The following is a 20,507-nucleotide window of genomic DNA, read 5'->3' on the forward strand; positions in this document are numbered from 1 at the left end:
GTTGGAATACTGTAGAATAGACATTGCTGATTATCGTTTCGCAATGCCCAGACTGCAACCGAACATGAATTAGGAGGATTTTCAAATGGCTAAGCAAAAGTTTGAAAGAAACAAACCCCATGTAAACATTGGCACCATCGGCCACGTCGACCATGGCAAGACCACCCTGACTGCCGCCATCACCAAGTGGCTGTCCCTCCAGGGCAAGGCCGAATTCGAGGCTTATGACAGCATCGACAAGGCTCCCGAGGAAAAGGCCCGTGGTATCACGATCAACACCGCCCACGTGGAATATGAGACCGAAAAGCGGCACTATGCCCACGTTGACTGCCCGGGCCACGCCGACTATATCAAAAACATGATCACCGGCGCTGCTCAGATGGACGGCGCGATCCTGGTCATCGCCGCCTCCGACGGCCCCATGGCCCAGACCCGTGAGCACATCCTGCTGGCCCGCCAGGTGGGCGTGCCCGCCATCGTGGTGTTCCTGAACAAGTGCGACCAGGTGGACGACGAGGAGCTGCTGGAGCTGGTGGAGATGGAAGTCCGTGAGCTGCTGAGCACCTACGAGTTCCCCGGCGACGATCTGCCCATCATCAAGGGTTCCGCCCTGAATGCCCTGGTGTCCGATTCCAGCGATCCCGCCGCTCCCGAGTATGCCTGCATCAAGGAGCTCATGGATTCTGTTGACGACTATATCCCCACTCCTCCCCGCGACGACTCTCTGCCCTTCCTGATGCCCGTCGAGGACGTGTTCACCATCTCCGGCCGCGGCACCGTCGCCACCGGCCGTGTGGAGCGCGGCCAGCTGAAGCTCAGCGAGGAAGTCGAGATCGTGGGCCTGGCCGACGAGACCAAGAAGACCGTCGTCACCGGCATCGAGATGTTCCACAAGCTGCTGGACTTCGCCGAGGCCGGAGACAACATCGGCGTTCTGCTCCGCGGCATCGACCGCAATGGCATTGAGCGCGGCCAGGTTCTGGCGAAGCCCAAGTCCATCAACCCCCACACCAAGTTCAAGGGCCAGGTCTACGTCCTGTCCAAGGAAGAGGGCGGCCGTCACACCCCCTTCTTCAACAACTATCGTCCCCAGTTCTACTTCCGTACCACCGACGTCACCGGTGTCATCTCCCTGCCCGAGGGCACCGAGATGTGCATGCCCGGCGATAACGTCGAAATGTCCGTGGAGCTGATCACCCCCATCGCCATTGAGAAGGGCCTCCGCTTCGCTATCCGCGAGGGCGGCCGCACCGTTGGCTCCGGCGCTGTCACCGACATCGCTGAGTAATTCCCTGTGCATAAAAAGGACTGCCGTTTTTCGCGGCAGTCCTTTTTTCTCATTCCCCCTTTTGAATAAGCGGCTCTTGAAATCCCCTGGCACCAGAGGAGCAGACGTCTCCGGCCACCGGCGCGTCCTCGCAAATGTAAAGATTCGCTTGCACGCCCTCAGCCTGGCCCGGGTAATTTGTGACGGTGTAAGTGCAGCGGCTTATCTGCTTGCCGCAGCAATTTGTCAGGTCGAAGCCTTGGCTGAGCTGAAGCTCATTGTAAGAGCGGTAGGGCTCTTCCAGCTCCGCGGGCAGCAGGAATTGCAGGGTTTCGATAGGCTCCGGCTCAACCTCCCAGCCTAGAGAGCGCAGATAGGCTACTCGCTCCTCATTGGTTGACAGCGTGGGCAGTGGAACTTCCGGCTCTTCCGGGGTCCGGCCGGTCAGGACAATCAGCGCCGCCATAACCACGCCCATGAGGACGACGGCGGCGACGGCTTTCTTTCGGGAAAATTTTGCGGTCCAAATCAACATGTCAATCCCTCCTGACAGTTCCTTATTCATTTTTTCATAAAAATATGCTACAATTAAACAAGCAATCACAGGGCCCATGCAAAAGGGCCGGAAGGGGGAGTAACGCCGTGGAACAGCAGCGGCTGGATAAAATCATCGCCTCCACGGGAAAATGGTCCCGCAGGGAGGCGAAAGAGCTGGTCCGCCGGGGATTGGTAACGGTAAACGGCGCCGCCGCTCTTTCCGTAGAAGAAAAGTTTGACCCGGAGGAGGCGGCGATTCATGTGAACGGAGAGCCGCTGCTCTTCCGCCGTTATACTTGGGTTATGCTGAATAAGCCCGCCGGATTTCTCTCCGCGACCGAGGATGGGCGGGGGAAGACGGTTCTGGAATTGCTGCCCCGGGACCTTCAGCGGCAGGAGCTTTTTCCTGTAGGCCGTTTGGACAAGGACACCGAGGGTTTGCTGCTGCTGACGAATGAGGGAGGCTTGGCCCATGCCCTCCTTTCCCCAAAACGGCATGTGGACAAAGTGTATTATGTCCGGACGTCTGGCCGTCTGACAGAGGAAGACTGCCGGGCTTTCGCCGCCGGAATGTCCCTGGCGGATGGACTTCAATGCCTTCCCGCCGGGCTGGAGATTCTTACGGCTGGGGAAGAGAGCGAAGCGCGGGTTACCCTACGGGAAGGAAAGTTTCATCAGATTAAGCGGATGCTGGCGGCGAGAGGAAAGCCGGTAGCATACCTCGAGAGGGTGCAAATGGGAGATTTGCCCCTGGACCCGGAGCTTCCCCGGGGGGCATTTCGCTTTTTGACTGAGGAGGAGATTGCAAAACTGCGTGCCCTTGTGTAGTTCTGAGAAAAAGTCCGAATACTTACCAAAAAGGGAATGAGTTTTTTGTTGAAAAAAGAAAAAACATCTTGCAATTTGGTGAAGTTGACGATATAATAGGGATGTTGAAAAAATGGTATCACTGCTTCCCCGGTATTTTAGGTGAGGAGGACGGCCATGTCTGGAAGAATTTATCAAAATGTGGTATTGCAGTTGAAGGAAAACACGGACCGCACGATTGGAGTCATTGATGGGGAAGGCGTGGTCATTGCCTGCAGCGAGCTCTCCCTGATCGGCCAGCGGTGGACGGAGTATGTCCCAGTGGTAAACAATGCCGCCGGCGCGCTGATCTCCTCCGAGGGAAAAACCTTTAAGGCCTTGAACGGCTGGGGGAATCAATTTGACTACGCGGCGTTCGCCTTTGGGGAAAACGACGTGAGCAAAGCGGTGTGCTCCGTGGCCACGGTAGCGCTGAACGCGGCCAAGGCGTATTATGAGGAAAAGCATGACCGGGGGTCTTTTATCAAGGATATCATCTCTGACAACATCATGCTGGGCGACATCTACATGCGGGCCAAGGAGCTGCGGGTTACCGCCGATGTGGCCCGGGGTGTGTTCGTAGTCCGGGCTTTGAAGAAAGGGGAGTCTGTTCCCACCGACGTGGTGCAGGCTATGTTCCCTGACCGGCAGAACGATTTCGTGCTGAACATCGGCGACGGGGATGTGGTCCTGGTCCGGCAGATGCCCGAGGGAGCGGGCTTCCGGGAGCTGAATAAAATCGCCTCCTCCATTGAGGAAAGCCTCCGCTCCGGCACGGAGAGCACCGTGGTCGTGGGCATCGGCACCATCGCCACCCATCTGCGGGATTTGGCCAAGTCCTATAAGGAGGCCCAGATTTCCATTGACGTGGGCAAGGTTTTCGACACGGAAAAATATGTCATTAACTACGAGAACTTGGGCATCGGCCGCCTGATCTACCAGCTGCCTACCACCCTTTGCGAGATGTTCCTCCAGGAGGTCTTCAAGAAGAACCCCATCGACGCCCTGGACAAGGAGACCCTCTTCACCATTCACCGCTTCTTCGAGAACAACCTGAACGTCTCCGAGACGGCCCGGAAGCTGTTCGTCCACCGGAATACCCTGGTCTACCGGCTGGAGAAAATCAAGAAGCTGACCGGACTGGACCTGCGGGAGTTCGACGACGCCATCACCTTTAAGGTGGCGCTGATGGTCAAGAAATACCTGACCTCCCGGGGCATTGATTCCTGATAAGAGCCTGAGCGGCGGACCTCTGTCCGCCGCTTTCTCGTGTGCCGCCGGAAGGCTGTTCCTGGGAAATGAAATGGTATTATCATTTTTGAGAATTCGTGATAAAAGATACACGAAAACTACCACAATAGTTTGGCGGCGCTCCGCATTGACTGAGCCCGTGGTTTATGCTACAATTATATCCGAATTTTGTCGGCTGCCCCCGTCTCTCCCAGTTTTCGACGCCATTTGGAGGTGCCTCTATGTTAGAATCAGAAAGCGCCCTCATTGAATTGAAGGACGTGGAAATGGAATACGACAACGGAACCAAGGCCATCCGGGGAATCTCCCTGCGGATTGACCCCGGCGAATTTGTCTTCCTGGTGGGCCCCTCCGGTTCCGGCAAGTCCACCATCATCAAGCTGCTCACCGGCGAGGTGGAGCCCAACGCGGGCCGGGTCCGGGTCAACGGCTTTTCCACCCGGAACATTTCCGAGCGCCAGATTCCCCTGATGCGCCGGACTCTGGGGGTCATCTTTCAGGATTTCCGCCTGATTGAAAAAAAGACGGTTTATGATAACCTGGCCTTTGTCATGCGGGCCGTGGGAGCCTCCGCCAAGGAGAGCCGGAAGCGCATTCCCTATGTGCTGGAGCTGGTGGGCCTGGAGAAGAAGGCCTACAGCTACCCCGACGAGCTTTCCGGCGGGGAGCAGCAGCGGGTGGCCATTGCCCGGGCCCTGGTGAACAACCCGGCCACCATCATCGCCGACGAGCCCACCGGAAACCTGGACCCGGAGCGGTCCCTGGAGCTGATGGATTTATTGGTAAAAATCAACAAGCTGGGCACCACCATGGTGGTGGTAACCCACGAGAAAGACCTGGTGGACCACTTCGGCAAACGGGTGGTCACCATTGATTCCGGCCGTGTGGTCAATGACAGCGTCGGCGGCTATGTGGGAGGACGCATTCATGTCTAAGCACAATTTCGGATATTTTATCCATGAGGGCGTCTCCAACATGTTCAGCCATGGGTTCATGAGCTTCGCCGCCATCGGCATCACCGTGGCGTGCCTTCTCATCATGGGGACCTTCACCCTGGTGGCGGTGAACGCCAACGGGCTTTTGAAGGACCTGGAACGGGAGAACGAGATGCTGGCCTTTGTGGAGGAGGACTTCGCGGAGCCCAAGAACCTCCAGAGCAAGCTGGCGGCGATTCCCAATGTGGCCTCCGTTACCTTCATCAGCCGCCAGCAGGCCATGGAGCGGTTTGTAGAGCAGTATCCCGACGAGGAAATGTTCCGGGACCTGGACCCCAACATTCTGCGGGACCGCTTTTCCATTAAGGTTGCGGATCTGGAACGTATCTCGCAGACGAAGGCGGCAGTGGATGCGGTGGACGGCATTGCCTATGTCAACGCCTCTGAGGAGATTGCCGGTGGCTTCATCACCCTGCGGAACGTGGCGACTGTGGTCTGCGTGGCCCTGATTGCCATTTTGTTCCTGGTGTCCGTGTTCATCATCTCCAACACCATCCGCCTCACCACCTTCGACCGGCGGGAGGAAATCGCCATCATGCGGATGGTGGGGGCTACCAACGGCTTTATCCGCTGGCCCTTCGTCTATGAGGGCTTCCTCATGGGCTTCCTGGGGGCCTCCGTGGCTTTCTTGATGGAGTGGGGCCTCTATGAGGCCGTGGCCCAGGGAGTCAGCACCAGCGACGCTATGCAGCTCATCGAGGTAATCCCCTTCAAAGAGCTCTGGGGCCCTGTGGCGGGCTCCTTCGCGGGGGCGGGCATCTTCATCGGCGTGGGGGGCAGCCTTTCCGCTATTCGGAAGTACTTACAGGTCTGAGGAGGGCGGCATGAAACGAAATTGCAGATGGTTTCTCCTCCGGTCCTTGCCGCTTCTGGCCCTGGCGCTGTGCCTGCTTCTGGCGGATCTGGCTCCCGCCGCTTCGGCGGTGACCCAGGCGGACATCGACGCGCTGAAAAGCGACGCCAAGGGCCTGGCTCAGGAGAAAAAGGATATCCAGGCCCAGATTGACAAGCTGTCCTCCGACATCAGCACTACCATGGAGCGCAAGCGCCTCCTGGACGGCCAGATCGGCGTAACAGAGCAGGAGATCGGCAACAAGGAAGAGGAAATTGCCACCTATGAGGATCTGATTGCCCAGACGGCGGCGGAGCTGGCGGACGCGGAGGCCAGGGAAGCGGCCCAGTATGAGCTTTTCTGCAAGCGGGTCCGGGCTATGGAGGAGCAGGGGAAGGTGGAGTACTGGTCCGTGCTGTTCCGGGCCAACAGCTTTTCGGATCTCCTGGGCCGCCTGGACGTGGTGAACGAGATCATGGAGTATGACCAGCGGGTCATTGACGATTTGAAAATCCTGCAAGCCCTTACCGCCGAAAAAAAAGCGGAGCTGGAGGGGCAGAAAACCGCCTCCGAGGAGGCCAAGGCGGAGCTGGAGGCCAAGAAGCGGGACCTGGATTCCCAGCGGGACGCGGCCAACGCCCTGGTGACAAAGCTCCGCCAGCAGCAGCAGGAGCAGGAAAACGCCCTGGACGACCTCTCCGAAGAGGAGGAGCAGGTCCAGGCCCGGATCAAGGCCCTGATTAAGAAGATGGAGGAGGAGGAAGCGGCCCGGCGGGCCGCGGCGGGCCAGTCCGGTCCCACCTCCAATCCCGGCGGGTATATCTGGCCGGTAAATAGCCGCTATGTTACCTCTACCGTAGGCGGCCGGGCCTCTCCCGGCGGCATCGGCTCCACGAACCACAAGGGAACCGACATCGGCCGGGTAGGCTACAACAGCAGCATCTACGCCGCCAAGGCGGGACAGGTTATCATTTCCGAGTACTCCAAGTCCTACGGGCATTATGTGGTTGTTTACCACGGCGCGGGCAACACCACCCTATACGGCCATATGAGTAGCCGGAAGGTCAGCGTGGGCCAGCAGGTAAAGCAGGGCGACGTGCTTGGAATTACCGGCTCCACGGGAAATTCCACCGGCCCTCACCTCCATTTCGAGATCAAAGAAAACAATACGATTATCAATCCCATCGCCAAAGGCTACCTCACCGGGGCCACATTTGCAAAGGACGCTTGATTCCGATACATATTCCGGCCTCCCGCCCCATATCATGGGGCGGGAGGTAGTGCTTTTATGGTAGGTTACTTAGCCTTGACGGAGCCCAAGAGGGGACAAAAAAGCGTTCAGATAGAGGAGCGCTTTGTGCTCAAGATGCGTTTTTTACAGGCGGAGATTATACAAAGCCCCCATGGGGCGGTTCTGCGCCGCCGCTGTGTGGCGGCGGGAAAGAAGCTGCGAAAGCGCGGCGTGACTCAGATTGTGCTGCCGGAGGAGTTCCCCTTCCGGGAGCTGCTGGTGAAATGCGGCCTGCGGCCTGTAGCCACCCTGGCCCTGCGGCGGGCCTTGGCGGCGGACTGGGTCCGGGTAGGGCTGACGGAGAAAGGCTGCCCGGTAGCCGGGGCCCGGGTGGCGGTGTCGGCGGCGGCGCTGACGGGGGAGGCGGTGCGGACCGTGACGGAGCTGTGCCTCCGGCACCGCTATGTGCTGCTGGACCTGCCCTACGGAGGGGAGGAGCTTTGCCGCCAGCTCCGGCGGGAGTACGGCGTGTCGCTGCTGCTGGGCCCCTCCAAGGACCAGATGGAGGGGGCGGAAGCCCTGGTCCTGTTCGACCCCAGGACGGATTTGTCCCTGAAAAATCCCGTGGCCTTGCGGCTCTATGACGAGGGTCAGGCCCTGCCGCCGCTGTCTCTGCCGCCGGAGGCGGAGGAGGCCCTGCCACATGGCGCGGACCGGGGCCAGCTCCTGGCGGTCCTCCGGGAAGCGGGGGCCTTGAAGCGGGAGCAGATCGTTCTGGGGACCGGGAAGGCTGCCGCGGGCGGAGAGGCTTGACATTCCCGAAGTCCTTCTATATAATATCATCTTGTAAAATTGTGCCCTGGGAAAATTCGACTCCCGGCGTGAGGCATAATGAAGAAAGGAACCGTCCGATATGGCAAAAGAATACAAGATGAGTCAGGCTCGTTACGACGAGCTGCAGGAGGAACTGAACTACCTCAAGACCACCCGGTCCGACGAGGTGGCGGAGCAGATCAAGGTGGCCCGGGGCTTCGGCGACCTCAGCGAAAACAGCGAATATGACGAAGCCAAAAACGAACAGGGCAAGCTCTATTCCCACATTGCCGAGGTGGAGGAAATTCTCCAGCACGCCGTCATTGTGGACGAGAGCAGCAACACCGATGTGGTGGCCATCGGCTGCAAGGTAACGGTGGAGGGACCCGACGGCAAGCCCATGCCCACGCCGTATACCATTGTGGGCTCCCAAGAATCCGACCCCATGCACGGCATTATCTCCGAGGAGTCCCCCTTTGGAAAAGCCCTTATCGGCAAGAAGGAAGGGGAGACCGCCGTGGTGGAGGCCCCCCGGGGGAATATCCAGTATAAGGTTTTGAAGATCGAGCGCTGAGCATCGTCAGGGAAGGAGAAAAGCATGGCAGAACAAATGAAAAAGCCCGAGATGGACCTGGGCGAGCAGACCAGGGTCCGCCGGGAGAAGCTGGCGGAGCTCCAGGCGGCGGGGGAGGACCCCTTCCAGCTGACCCGCTTTGACTGGGACGCCACGTCCCGGCAGATCAAGGAGAATTTCGACGCCATGGAGGGCAAGCCCGTCAAGGTAGCGGGCCGCCTCATGAGCAAGCGGGGCATGGGGAAAGTGAGCTTCTGCGATTTGCAGGACAAGGACGGCCGCATTCAGCTCTATGCCCGCCAGGACGAAATGGACGAGGCGGTCTATAAGAAATTCAAGAAATTCGATATCGGCGATATTGTCGGCGTGGACGGCGAGGTCTTCCGCACCCAGCGGGGGGAGATGAGCGTCCGGGCAAAGAACATCACCCTGCTCTCCAAGTCCCTGCTGCCCCTGCCGGAGAAGTTCCACGGCCTCCAGGACAAGGAGCTCCGCTACCGCCAGCGCTATGTGGATCTGATGGTGAACCCGGATGTGAAGAACAACTTCCTGGTCCGGTCGAAGTTCATCAAGCATGTGCGGGACTTTATGGACGGCCGGGGATATATCGAGGTCGAAACGCCTGTGCTGAACACTATTTCCGGCGGCGCTACCGCCCGGCCTTTTATAACCCATCACAACACCCTGGACATCGACATGTATATGCGTATTGCCACCGAGTTGCCTTTAAAGCGGCTGATCGTGGGCGGTATGGACCGGGTATATGAGATCGGCCGCATCTTTCGCAACGAGGGCATGGACCCTAAGCATAACCCAGAGTTCACCACCATTGAGCTGTATCAGGCCTACGCGGATTTTAATGATATGATGGACCTTTTTGAGGACCTGCTGTCATCCGCTGCCCAGAAGCTGCTGGGGACTTATCAGGTACAGTGGCAGGGTGAGGATATTGATTTGACTCCCGGCTGGCCTCGTATGCCCATGCATGAGGCGGTGAAGCAGTATTGCGGCATCGACTTTATGACAATCGCCTCGGATGAGGAGGCGGTCGCCGCCGCCAAATCCATCGGCGTAGAACTGCCGGAAACAGCGGACAAGACCTGGGGCAATGCTCTGTATGAGTGCTTTGATCAGAAGGTGGAAGAAAAGCTGATTCAGCCTACTTTTATCACGATGCACCCTGTGGATGTCTCGCCGCTGGCAAAGCGGTCTCCCAAGGACCCCCGGCTCACCGAGCGGTTTGAGTTGTTTATCTGCCACAGTGAAATGGGCAATGCCTTCTCCGAGCTCAACGATCCCATTGACCAGCGCCAGCGGTTCCAGAAGCAGGTTGAGATGCGGGCCAAGGGAGACGATGAGGCTGGTATGATGGACGAGGATTTCCTTACGGCTCTGGAATACGGCATGCCTCCTACTGGCGGGTTGGGCATTGGCATCGACCGGTGCGTCATGTTGCTGACCGGGGCGGATACCATCCGGGATGTGATTCTGTTCCCCACGATGAAGCCCTTGGATTAAATTCCGGCAAAAAGTTTTCACGGAATGGGTGGCTTCCTGGGAAAAAGCTTTGGCAGCCTTTCGGATTTCTGCGATGCCGGATGCTGCTTTTCAGGTTTGCGGCATATTTACGACAAACGAAGGAGTACCAGCCAAGAGGCTGGTACTTCTTGCTGTAGGTTCCATCCGTTAACTTCACTTGGCCTATTTGGGAGCGCAGACGCCCTAAAGAAAGAGGCCGACTCCGTTATTATTGAGCCCACCTCCGGCAACACCGGCATCGGCCTGGCCTCTGTGGCCGCCGCCAGAGGGTATCGGATCATCATCGTCATGCCCGAAACCATGAGCGTGGAGCGCCGCCAGATTATGAAGGCCTACGGTGCGGAGCTGGTCCTCACCGAGGGGGCCAAGGGCATGCGGGGGGCCATCGCCAAAGCCGGGGAGCTGGTGGGACAAAAGGAGGGGGTGCTGGTGGGCATTTCCTCCGGCGCGGCGGTTTGGGCGGCGGTCCAGCTGGCTAAGCGAGTGGAGAACAAGGGGAAGACCATCGTAGCCCTTCTGCCGGATTCCGGCGACCGCTATCTCTCCACGCCGCTGTTCACTGATTGAAGACAGCCCTCCTAATCGTTTGGCTGTGGGTTTTTGGCAGATTTGAAAGACGGTTCTCCTTTTCAACTTTCTACCGGCATTAGGACTTGAAAGTAAGCCCCTGGATGGAGGGAACCCAAGATCGAAACCGCCCCAGGCGATGCGAAGCGCATGGCCTGGGGCGATTTATATTCGCGCTGGAACCGCAAGCGCTTCACGCGGCGTTTTCCAGGGGGAAGGTAATGCGCCAGTTCCCGTCAATCCGGGCGGAGGCGGTGTAAAAGTCACCATGGAGCGTATAGTTTGCCAAGTCTTCCGGCTCGACATCGAAGACAAATTCCTGGTAATCCAGCCGCGCGCCCTCCTCTGTCAAATCAGTAAAAGAAGCGGAAGCAAGACTGTCCATACGCTGTCCCCTCTCGCTTTCCAGCCACAGCCGTCCGTGGTTGTCCAGTTCTACGGCGTTGCCCTGGCAGAGCTGGACATGGAACAGGCCGTCCGCGTACCCGGCGGCAGTGACGGGAAGGCCGGGGGCCGGTTCCGCCAGGGCCTCGCCGGGCCGGAGCATGGAGACTGAGTCCGCCAGCTCCAGGTTTCCACCGCCGCCGGTGCGGAAGAATCCCTCCACGGTCTCTGCCTCCGCGGCGTGGTCCGCCAGCGCCAGAGGAACCGCCGCACCTTCCAGCGCCTGTTTGCCGGAGAGGAAGCAGCCCAGGGAGAAGGTCATCTTTCGTCCCTGGGGGATGGCGGAGCCATCCATGGTCTGGGTGGTCACCAGGAAGAGCGCGGTATTGGTGGCAGGGTCAAAGCCGGCCCGCTCGCAGTGGCCGGTCTGGTCAAAGGGGAAGTGAAAGCTGGCGCTGTCAAAGAGGTCGCAGTTCGCGTCCACCGTGTTCCCCCGAAGGGCGATGTACGCCTGTGCGGTATCGCCCTCCACACGGACGGAAACCACCTCCGCCGTCACGCCGTTGTCTGCGCAGGATCTTTGCACAGGCTGAAAGAACTGAGCGGCGGCAGGGGAGAGAGCATAGAGCAGATGGTAGCCCGCTTCGGTCTGCGCCGCCAAAGCCGGGGTGGACAGGAGCACCGCCGCCGCCGCGGCAATGCTAATCAGGCGGCGAAGGGGAAATGAGGGACGCCGTGCTTTTGCCAGGGTCTTTTCGATTAAGCGGGGGGAGGGAGCAATGGGGGTATTGAGACGCTGGTAAGTCTCTGTAAAGTTCATAAATCCTCCTTCAAAAGGCGGGCCAGGGCCTGCCGGGCCCGCGTCAGCTGGGCGCGGACGGTGGAGGGCTTGCGCCCCAGAATACGGGCGGTTTCCTCCGTGTCATAGCCCTCATAGTAGTAAAGATGGATGACGGCCCGGTACTTGGGCGGCAGCTGGGCCAGGGCGGCGTCCAGGCCGGATTCCTCCGGCTGGCTGTACGAATAGACGTCCTCCAGCGGGACGCTGCGTTTCCGCCAGGGAGAGACGGCAAGGCTGTTTGCGCGGTTGGCCGTCACCCGCAGAAGCCAGGCCTTTCGGTGCTCCTCGCTTTCAAAGGGCGGGGCGGCGCGGTGGTAGCGGAGGAAAACCTCCTGAAAGACGTCGTCGGCGTCCTGGCGGCTGCGGAGCTGGGCATAAGCCAGGCGGTAGACCATGGTTCCGTACCGCTCCACGGCGGATTCCGTGTCCATTTTGCACCTTCTTCCTATTTGGCGGATGGTGAGCGCTCTATCAGGAATACCGTCCAGAGGGGGAAAATGCTGCACGCTCAGGCTATTTTTTTAGGACCCGGCTGAAAACCGGCGTTTCGCCGCCTTTCAACCAAGTCCTAAAATAAGCTGAGCTGGTCCGTCTCATGCCCCCGCCGGGAGGCGGTGACAATGCGGCCCATGGAGTACAGCATCCCCCGGCGGTTACAGGCCTCTTGAAAGACCTCCCACAGCGCCCGGGCTTTTGGGCTGGCGCATTCGTACCGGGGACCGTACCGCCTCTGGTATTTTTCCGCCAGGCCCTGACCAGGGAAATGCTCCTCTAATTTCCGGTAAAAATACTCCCGCTGTCCCGCCCGGCAGGTCATGCCCAGGGCGGGGTAGACAAACCGGGCTCCCGCGTCCGCCGCCCGGTTCACGATATCCCGGATGTTCTCCGGGCGGTCCTCCAAAAAGGGAAGAATGGGCATCATCAAAATGCCGGTAAACAGCCCCGCCGCGCTGAGCCGCTCCACCGCCGCCAGACGGCGGGAGGGGGGAGGGGCATGGGGTTCCACCTTGGCGGCCAAGGCGTCGTCGCAGGTGGTGAGGGTGATTTTGCAGATAGCGGGCATGGTCCGGTTAATGGAAGCCAGCACGTCGATGTCCCGGACGATGAGGTCGCTTTTCGTGGCGATGGCCACGCCGAAGCCATAGGCCTCCAGCAGCGTCAGGGCCCGGCGGGTAAGCTGGAGCTCTTCTTCAAAGGGATTGTAGGGGTCGCTCATGGAGCCTGTGCCCACTACGCCCACCTTGACCTTGCTTTCCAAGTCGTCCCGGATGATCCGCAGGGCGTCCGCCTTGGCCTTGACCCGGTCAAAGTCCTCGTTGTGGTAGCAATCGCTCCGGCTGTCGCAGTAGATGCAGCCGTGACAGCAGCCCCGGTAGATGTTCATGTTGTATTCCGTTCCGAACCAACTGGGGTCCTTGGTCCGGTTCACGATGGACTTGGCGGGGATATATTCCATCCACTTCTCCTCTCATGGGCAGGGCGGTTCAGGCTTCCAGGACGATTTCCTCACGGTATACAATGTGGAATGGAATGTGGTCCTCCAGCCGGGAACTGGCAAGACTGCCGAGAAGCTGGTCGTAAGTAGCCTCGGCGTCATCGGTCAGTATATAGGAGATGCAGGAATCATAGGGGAGCAGGTCGGATTGAACCTCCTCCTCAAACCTTCGAAGGAGGGAATAATTCCATTCACACCGCTCGCCCTCCTGATAGAAAACAGAGGTAAAGCTCTCCCCGTCATAGGACAGGTCCTCAAGAGACATCTTGGGATAGTCGTTCTTGATGGACGCATAATACTCCGGGTCATACCGGGAAGGGTCGTCCAGCGTGTAGTAGCTGCAAAGCCGCACCGAGGCGGCTTTTCCGGCGGCAACAGCTTCTAAAAAATCCTCCCAGCTCTCCCGCCCGCTGGTGACGGTACAGTCCTCTGTGACGAGACAGCCATCCGCCTTGGCCTGTTCCAGGCTGTAGTCCTGGGGAAGCTCCTCCAGAGGAATCGGTTCCGGCTTCCCTCCGCAGCCGGAGAGGAGGATCAGGCAGAGCAGCGCGGCAAGCATTCCCTTTTTCATGGCGGGCCTCCTCTTTTTGATATATCTATCATAGCACGTATTTTCAAAAATCACAAGAGCGGGCTCCGCCGGGAAACCGCCCGCGCCCAGTTTCCCGCTCGATTTGCCGTATGGATAAATTACACTGCCAGGCAGGCCGCCGCCGGTTTGTATTGACAATCCCCGGTCCGTCTGCTACAATACCATTCACAGCGATGAAAAGGCCCAGTACCCGTCATGTCCTTCGCAAAGAGAGCCCCCGGCTTGGTGGAAGGGGGAGGGAGGCGGACGGCGAATACCCCTTGGAGCTGGCGTCCGAACGGAGGAAATCCCAGTAGGCACGCACCGGGTGCGCCCGTTACCGCGCGGGAGTGTGTCGGCACTCCATGAGGCCGTGTTCGCGAGAAGACGGCGAACCAGAGGTGGTACCGCGAATGCTTTCGCCCTCTGTCCCCACCGGGACGGGGGCGTTTTTCGTTCCGAAAACACAACAAAGGAGAAGATGCAACATGCAGATTTACGAGGAACTCAAGGCCCGGGGCCTTATCGCCCAGGTCACCGACGAGGCGGAGATCCGGGAACTGGTGAATACCGGCAAGGCGGTGTTCTACATCGGTTTCGACCCCACGGCGGACAGCCTCCATGTGGGCCACTTCATGGCGCTGTGCCTGATGAAGCGCCTTCAGATGGCGGGAAACCGGCCCATCGCCCTGATCGGCGGCGGCACCGGCATGGTGGGGGACCCCTCCGGCCGGACGGACATGCGGCAGATGATGACCACGGAAACCATTCAGCACAACTGCGACTGCTTCAAAAAGCAGATGGAGCGGTTCATTGAGTTCGGACCGGACAAGGCCATTATGGTGAACAACGCCGAGTGGCTGATGAAGCTGAACTATATCGAGCTTCTGCGGGAAGTGGGGGCCTGCTTTTCCGTGAACAACATGCTCCGGGCGGAGTGCTACAAGCAGCGGATGGAGAAGGGCCTCAGCTTCCTGGAATTCAACTATATGATCATGCAGTCCTATGATTTTTACCACATGTTCCAGACCCTGGGCTGCAATATGCAGTTCGGCGGCGACGACCAGTGGAGCAATATGCTGGGCGGCACGGAGCTGATCCGCCGGAAGCTGGGCAAGGACGCCTACGCCATGACCATCACGTTGCTGATGAACTCCGAGGGCAAAAAGATGGGAAAGACCGCCAAGGGCGCGGTGTGGCTGGACCCCAGCAAGACCACTCCCTTCGAGTTCTACCAGTACTGGCGGAACGTGGGGGACGCGGATGTCCTCAAGTGCATCCGCATGCTGACCTTCCTGCCCCTGGAGGAGATCGACGCTATGGACAAATGGGAGGGCAGCCAGCTGAACCGGGCCAAGGAGATTCTGGCCTACGAGCTGACCAAGCTGGTCCACGGGCAGGAGGAGGCGGAAAAGGCCCAGGAGACCGCCCGGGGCCTCTTCGCGGGAAGCGGCTCTACGGAGCACATGCCCTCCACGGAGCTGCCCGCCGCCAAGTTCGAGGACGGGAAGATCGGAGCCATCGCCCTGCTGGTGGCCTGCGGCCTGTGCCCCTCCAACGGGGAGGCCCGGCGGCTGATTCAGCAGGGGGGCATGATGGTAAACGACAAAAAAGTGACGGACATTGCCGCGTCCTTTGACCAGGCGGACTTCCAGGGAGAGGGCGTTATTATCAAAAAGGGCAAGAAGATGTTCCACCGGGCCTATATCCGGTGAGCAGAAAGAGAGGGCGTAAGGAACACATCACATAAAGAAGTGTTCCTTTGAAGAACATTGATAAAGCGCCATATTGAAACCCTTGCAAATGCTGACTTTGTCAGCAATCACGAAAGATGGAAGTACCTTTTCCGGAGGAAGACATCGTGGTGGAGAAGCTGTCCGGGAAGGACTTTAAAAGGCCCCATTACCGGCGGCTGGTGCGAACCTTGCGTCCGGAGGACGTGCTGGCGGTCAAAAGCATTGACCGCCTTGGGTGTAACTACACGGAAATTCTGGACCAGCGGTCCTTTATCACCCAAAAGCGTGAAGCCGCCAATGCCTGCGCAATGCCAAAGGCCACCTTCCATGACGCCGCTTTGCGGGCGGAAGCGGCAGTCGAACAGGTATAAAAACTGTCCGGGGAAGTGTACACCCCGGACAGAAAAATATTTTTATTCAGACTATTATTTTTGGTAGAATGCCGCCGATATGTAGTATTGAAAGCGGTTGAGTAAACCGAAGACGGCTGGACGGGGGTGTACAAAACCCCGGACGATCTGTATCACAAAGGCCGGACTGAAATATTCCATGCGGCAGCTGCTTCGCCGGATGGATGGCGGGGACGAGGACGCGAAAGCCCCGCGGCAGCAGCTTGATTTCATCTTCCCGCTTGAATTCGCGTCCAACGAAACCGCGTGCACCCCAAAATAAATGGGTTTCAGACGGCTGACGAGCCGGATGAAATAATGTACCGTACCGGACAAACCGGCTGCTGTGCGCAAGCGGATAGTTTGAATGGTACTCCACACAAGCTGAGGGACAGGATGTCCTAAAGCGCCGGAATCCCTGCAATCATTTTATTTATAGGAGGATTATAAAATGAGAATCCAGCATAACATTATGGCTATGAACGCCTACCGGAACTACAACACCAACACCAGCGCTCTTTCTAAGAACCTGGAAAAGCTGAGCTCCGGCTATAAAATCAATCGCGCCGGTGACGACGCCGCGGGCCTCGCTATTTCTGAGAAAATGCGTGCCCAGATCACCGGCTTGAACGCCGCCCAGAAAAACGTCAAGGACGGCATCTCCCTGGTGAAGACCGCCGAGGGCGCCATGCAGGAGATTCAGGACATGCTCAACCGCATGGATTACCTGGCCACTCAGTCCGCCAACGGCACCTATGACGATCCCGTGGACCGCGTGAACCTGAACAAGGAAATGGACGCGCTGAAAGCCGAAATCAACCGTATCGCGGACTCCGCCAACTTCAACGGCATCAGCCTGCTGAACGGAAACCTGGACGCCAAAGCCGCCCAGGCGGAAAAGGACGCGGCGATGTCCAACGCCTTTACCGAGGTCACCAACTTCACAAAGATTAAGGACCATGAAGACGGCGCTACGGCCCAGAAGATGGTGTTCACCCTGGACCTGTCCGACCTGAAGGCTGAGAGCACCTCCACCGGCAATGAGACTGTGACGGTTGCCTATGCGGGCGTGACCCTTACCGCGTCGGTTTCCGCCGGCGGTATGACCAGCTTCTCTGTTGCCGGCGGTGGTAGTAATACCGGCTCTGTAACAATTGGCAACCATGGGTTCTCCTATTCCTTCGCTGGCGATAAGCTGACCTTCGAGATGAAGACGGAGGCCACCACAACCCTGACTGCCACTGGTAATGCAATCGGCGCGGACGTCGCCGTATCAGGCGGTAGCAATACCACGCTGAACTTCGGCGAGGGTATCCAGCCCCATATCGAGAAGGATCTGGTGGTCGGAAAGCTTACGACCCAGGCGCAGGGCAGCTTCAATCTGACCACCGACATGATTACGGACGGCGGCTCGCTGAAGATTGGCGATCTGGAGTTTACCTTCACCAAGGGCACCGAGAACAAGTTCGATGGAACCTCGATTACCCTGAGCAGCGACCTGTTCGACGCGAACGGCGCGATTACGAACGATGGCCTGAAGAAAGCGGCTGCCCTGATTTCCGGCGCGGCCAAGGACAAGGGCGACTTCATCATCGGTAACGATGCCGGCAGCGCCACCCTCAAACTGACCGAGCGCGTCACGGACGACGGAAAGACGAAGCCCGGCTATGAGCTGACGGGCTCGTCTACTACTCCGCAGGATGCCACCTGGAAAGGCGTTGTCAGTTATGCCACGAAGGAGCAGAAGGAAGCGGCTGCGGCCAGCTCCACTAAGGCGGGCAAGCTGACGCTTCAGATCGGCGATACCAGCGACACCTTCAACCAGATGGATGTCAACGTGGGCGATATGCACGTCACCGCCATGGGCTTCGACCTGGACAAGGACGGCAAAATCACCGCAAACGGAAAGTCCATCAATGACGTTAACATCAAGACCGCGGAGAATGCCCATGGGGCCATTGATGTTATCAAGAACGCGATCAACTATGTCTCCTCCATCCGCGGCGACCTGGGCGCTGTCCAGAACCGTCTGGAGCACACGGCCAACAACCTGTCCGTCATGGCGGAGAACATTCAGGACGCCGAGTCCACCATCCGCGACACCGACGTTGCCGAGGAAATGATGAGCTACACCAAGAACAACATCCTGGTGCAGTCCGCTCAGGCCATGCTGGCTCAGGCCAATGCTGTGCCTCAGGGCGTTCTCCAGCTGCTGGGCTGATTCCTCGCTAATTTCAAATTTTTTCGGACCGGCTATTGCATTTACGGGGCGGGCACAAGCCCGTCCCGTTTCCCTATCTCTGGGAAAGCCGTTGTTTTTACGCCGGTTTTCCCAAGGACATGGAACAAAGGAGTTGCGAACATGGAGAAAAAACCGGTTTTATCCATTGGAATTATTTTTAAAAATGAGATCCGCTGCCTGGAGCGGTGCTTGAAATCCCTCGCGCCTCTGCGGGAGGCGGCGAACTGCGAACTGGTTATGGCAGATACCGGCTCAGACGACGGCAGCCGGGAGATCGCGGAGCGTTACGCTGACATACTGTTTGACTTTCCCTGGGTCAATGACTTCGCCGCCGCCCGGAACGCGGTGATTGATCGCTGTTCCGGCGAGTGGTATTTCTCTTTGGACGCGGACGAGTGGCTGGATGAAGACATTCAGGAATTTCTCTGGTTTCTAAACGGTGGTGGAGAGAACTGGGATTTCGCCTTTATCACGGAGCGGAATTATTACAGCTATGACACAAATGGAAATTACGGCACCTTTATGCCCTGGCGGCTGATGCGGCTGTCGCTGGGCGTGCGGTATGAGGGAGCAATCCACGAGCATTGGGCTTCAGCGCCGAAATACCGGAATCTGGGCCTGGGCAAAACGCTGATTCACCACGACGGCTATGTCTGTATGTATGGCCCCGAGGGGAAGGAAAAGCGGGAGCGGAACATGAAGCTCCTCAGGAAGAAGCTGGAAGAGGACCCGGACAGCCTTCTGAGCCGTTTGCAGATGATTGAAAGCGGCGGGGAGGAGCCGGACTACCTGGATCAGGTCCGCGAGGCAGTCCGGCTGGTTCGGAAAAAGGCGAGCGGCTGGGACACGCTTGGTCCGTCCATCTTCCGCCACGCAATCAATTCCGGGCGGACATTAAGGCTTCCGGAACTGGAAGAGTGGATCCATATCGCGGAAGAGCTGTTTTTGGATTCCTACTTCATCCGCATGGACGCGGCGTTTAACATCGCGGCATATTATTGGGGCAAAGAGAACTTTGACGCCTGCGTTCATTGGGGCGAGATTGGGCTGAGAGCCTATGAGGACTTTCGCGCGGGAAAAGGCGACATTGCCTGTCAGCTGTACGGCTCTTTACAAACCACAGGACCTCTTTGTGAAATGGGCCTTCGGATTGTGCTGGCGCGGGGGTATTTTGAAGTCGGAAGGGAAGATGAGGCGCTGGCACTTTTGGGCGGCCTGGATTTCAGCGTCCTGGACCCCCAGTGGACGGACAATTTCCTTGAAACGATGCAGATGGTCTATTTCCGAAGCGAGAGGGAAATCGGGCCGCTGCTGGCGGATGCCTGGGAGGGGATCCGCGCCGAAAAGCCGAACCGGGAGTGGGGAGAAAAGCGGCGCGCGCAGTTTATCCAGACCGGCGGAAAAACATTTACAGCGGGTTATCAGAAAACGGAAACGAAGGACGCCTCGTTCCGCCGCCATGTGTGGAGCATGTACAAGGCCTTAGAGGGCAGATGCGTTTTGGGAACCGCCGCCGCGATTCTGGAGAGCGATTCCCCGGCGGAAATTGAGGAACTGCTGCTGACGGTGGAGAACTGGGATGAGCTGCCGGTTTCCGCCCTGGCCCACGCAGTCATGGTGGGGACAGCCTTTCCCGTGCTGGGGCGGCCGATGCGGCTGGAGGAGCTGGACACGCTTGCCGCCCGCCTGGTACGGGAGCGGGAGGACCTGAGCGATATATTGAAGTGTGTGACCGGGGCTGATTTTTCCGGCAGCTGGCAGAGCCTGACCTGGGCCCGGGCCCTGGTCCTGGCGGCGGTGCGGGCTTACGATTGGAAGGACGGGGAAAAGGGGCTGTATCTGGCCCATGTCTTCGCGAAGGTAGAACGGGCCTTCCTCGTTGGCTGCTATACATCGGAAGTCCTGAGGGAGGAAAATCTGTTGGCCCTTCCGGCGATGCACCGTTTTGGATGGTACTGCGCCGAGGCGTTCGACGCGCTGGAGATCGGGGACTCCGTAGAGTACATCCGTCTTCTGCGAAAGGGACTGGTCTCCTGTGAAAGCCGCAAGGACATGGTGGAATTCTTGATAAACCACACGCCGGAGCTCCAGACCCCGCCGCCCAGCCCGGAGCTGCTGGAGTTGGCGGAAAAGGTGCGGGCAATGCTGGCGGCCTATTCACCGGATGATCCGGCGGTGGCGGCGCTGAAGGCAAGCCCCGCCTATCAGAAGGTATCGTATTTGATTGAGAGTGCTGAGCCGCTGGGCGGTCAAAACGCGCGGTAACGCGCCCGAGGTGGATGATGAATCAAACAGAACTGAAAAGCGCATTCCAAGGCTATGACGCCATGTCTACCATGCTGAAAACCCATAGTTACGAGGAGATTCTGAAGGCCGCGGCAGAGCTGGCCGGTATGC

General features: G+C 58.6%; 19 protein-coding genes and 1 other annotated feature. Of the genes, 14 read left to right on the forward strand and 5 right to left on the reverse strand.

Annotation, left to right across the window (positions count from 1 at the left end):
- Positions 1-85 precede the first annotated feature (85 nt).
- Positions 86-1,288: an elongation factor Tu gene (gene tuf / locus Q1M04_RS01820; RefSeq protein ID WP_297996967.1), complete on the forward strand. Its 1,203-nt coding sequence runs from the start codon at positions 86-88 to the stop codon at positions 1,286-1,288.
- Between the two features lie 49 nt (positions 1,289-1,337).
- Here tuf and Q1M04_RS01825 read toward each other — a convergent pair whose 3' ends face one another.
- Positions 1,338-1,802, reverse strand: coding sequence for a DUF4830 domain-containing protein (locus Q1M04_RS01825; RefSeq protein ID WP_293280070.1), 465 nt, complete (start codon positions 1,800-1,802; stop codon positions 1,338-1,340).
- Between the two features lie 107 nt (positions 1,803-1,909).
- On the opposite strand from Q1M04_RS01825, the gene Q1M04_RS01830 reads away from it, so the two are divergent.
- The 9 genes from Q1M04_RS01830 (at position 1,910) to Q1M04_RS01870 (ending at position 10,452) form a co-directional block, all read left to right on the forward strand.
- Positions 1,910-2,632 (forward strand): pseudouridine synthase, encoded by a 723-nt coding sequence (locus Q1M04_RS01830; protein WP_297996965.1) that lies wholly within the window; start codon positions 1,910-1,912, stop codon positions 2,630-2,632.
- Between the two features lie 156 nt (positions 2,633-2,788).
- Positions 2,789-3,880: a CdaR family transcriptional regulator gene (locus Q1M04_RS01835; protein WP_293280072.1), complete on the forward strand. Its 1,092-nt coding sequence runs from the start codon at positions 2,789-2,791 to the stop codon at positions 3,878-3,880.
- Positions 3,881-4,122: 242 nt separating this feature from the next.
- Entirely contained in the window at positions 4,123-4,836 is a 714-nt protein-coding gene (ftsE, locus tag Q1M04_RS01840) for a cell division ATP-binding protein FtsE (protein ID WP_293280073.1), read from the forward strand.
- Complete coding sequence (gene ftsX / locus Q1M04_RS01845) at positions 4,829-5,710, forward strand: permease-like cell division protein FtsX (RefSeq protein ID WP_297294556.1); 882 nt, start codon at positions 4,829-4,831, stop codon at positions 5,708-5,710. The genes ftsE and ftsX overlap by 8 nt, the downstream gene beginning before the upstream one ends.
- A 10-nt stretch (positions 5,711-5,720) precedes the next feature.
- Positions 5,721-6,959, forward strand: coding sequence for a murein hydrolase activator EnvC (locus Q1M04_RS01850; RefSeq protein ID WP_293280075.1), 1,239 nt, complete (start codon positions 5,721-5,723; stop codon positions 6,957-6,959).
- Between the two features lie 57 nt (positions 6,960-7,016).
- Positions 7,017-7,772, forward strand: coding sequence for a hypothetical protein (locus Q1M04_RS01855; protein WP_300446307.1), 756 nt, complete (start codon positions 7,017-7,019; stop codon positions 7,770-7,772).
- Between the two features lie 100 nt (positions 7,773-7,872).
- On the forward strand, positions 7,873-8,346 hold the full coding sequence (gene greA / locus Q1M04_RS01860) for a transcription elongation factor GreA (RefSeq protein WP_297996959.1): 474 nt from the start codon (positions 7,873-7,875) through the stop codon (positions 8,344-8,346).
- Between the two features lie 24 nt (positions 8,347-8,370).
- Positions 8,371-9,864 carry a lysine--tRNA ligase gene (lysS, locus tag Q1M04_RS01865; RefSeq protein WP_297996957.1) on the forward strand — a complete coding sequence of 498 codons (1,494 nt, stop codon included), beginning with the start codon at positions 8,371-8,373 and terminating at the stop codon, positions 9,862-9,864.
- A gap of 96 nt (positions 9,865-9,960) precedes the next feature.
- Complete coding sequence (locus tag Q1M04_RS01870) at positions 9,961-10,452, forward strand: pyridoxal-phosphate dependent enzyme (protein WP_366131423.1); 492 nt, start codon at positions 9,961-9,963, stop codon at positions 10,450-10,452.
- A 193-nt stretch (positions 10,453-10,645) separates the two neighbouring features.
- On the opposite strand, the gene Q1M04_RS01875 is transcribed toward Q1M04_RS01870, so the two are convergent.
- The 4 genes from Q1M04_RS01875 to Q1M04_RS01890 form a co-directional block, all read right to left on the reverse strand.
- Entirely contained in the window at positions 10,646-11,656 is a 1,011-nt protein-coding gene (locus Q1M04_RS01875) for a DUF4179 domain-containing protein (RefSeq protein WP_297996952.1), read from the reverse strand.
- Positions 11,653-12,108, reverse strand: a complete 456-nt coding sequence (locus Q1M04_RS01880; RefSeq protein ID WP_297301850.1) for an RNA polymerase sigma factor — start codon at positions 12,106-12,108, stop codon at positions 11,653-11,655. The genes Q1M04_RS01875 and Q1M04_RS01880 overlap by 4 nt, the downstream gene beginning before the upstream one ends.
- A gap of 137 nt (positions 12,109-12,245) precedes the next feature.
- On the reverse strand, positions 12,246-13,133 hold the full coding sequence (locus Q1M04_RS01885) for a radical SAM protein (RefSeq protein WP_297996949.1): 888 nt from the start codon (positions 13,131-13,133) through the stop codon (positions 12,246-12,248).
- Positions 13,134-13,161: 28 nt separating this feature from the next.
- Positions 13,162-13,743, reverse strand: coding sequence for a hypothetical protein (locus tag Q1M04_RS01890; RefSeq protein ID WP_297996947.1), 582 nt, complete (start codon positions 13,741-13,743; stop codon positions 13,162-13,164).
- A 185-nt stretch (positions 13,744-13,928) separates the two neighbouring features.
- Positions 13,929-14,173, forward strand: a binding site (T-box leader).
- A 58-nt stretch (positions 14,174-14,231) separates the two neighbouring features.
- On the opposite strand from Q1M04_RS01890, the gene tyrS reads away from it, so the two are divergent.
- The 4 genes from tyrS (at position 14,232) to Q1M04_RS01910 (ending at position 20,375) form a co-directional block, all read left to right on the forward strand.
- Complete coding sequence (gene tyrS, locus Q1M04_RS01895; RefSeq protein WP_297996946.1) at positions 14,232-15,458, forward strand: tyrosine--tRNA ligase; 1,227 nt, start codon at positions 14,232-14,234, stop codon at positions 15,456-15,458.
- 116 nt (positions 15,459-15,574) lie between these two features.
- Positions 15,575-15,850, forward strand: coding sequence for a recombinase family protein (locus Q1M04_RS01900; protein WP_297996944.1), 276 nt, complete (start codon positions 15,575-15,577; stop codon positions 15,848-15,850).
- Positions 15,851-16,319: 469 nt separating this feature from the next.
- The gene (locus Q1M04_RS01905) at positions 16,320-18,089 is read left to right on the forward strand and encodes a flagellin (protein WP_297996941.1); all 1,770 of its coding nucleotides are present in this window, start codon (positions 16,320-16,322) and stop codon (positions 18,087-18,089) included.
- 141 nt (positions 18,090-18,230) lie between these two features.
- Entirely contained in the window at positions 18,231-20,375 is a 2,145-nt protein-coding gene (locus Q1M04_RS01910) for a glycosyltransferase (protein WP_297996939.1), read from the forward strand.
- Positions 20,376-20,507: the final 132 nt, after the last annotated feature.

Source organism: uncultured Oscillibacter sp. (assembly GCF_950073225.1).
Classification (GTDB): domain Bacteria; phylum Bacillota; class Clostridia; order Oscillospirales; family Oscillospiraceae; genus Oscillibacter.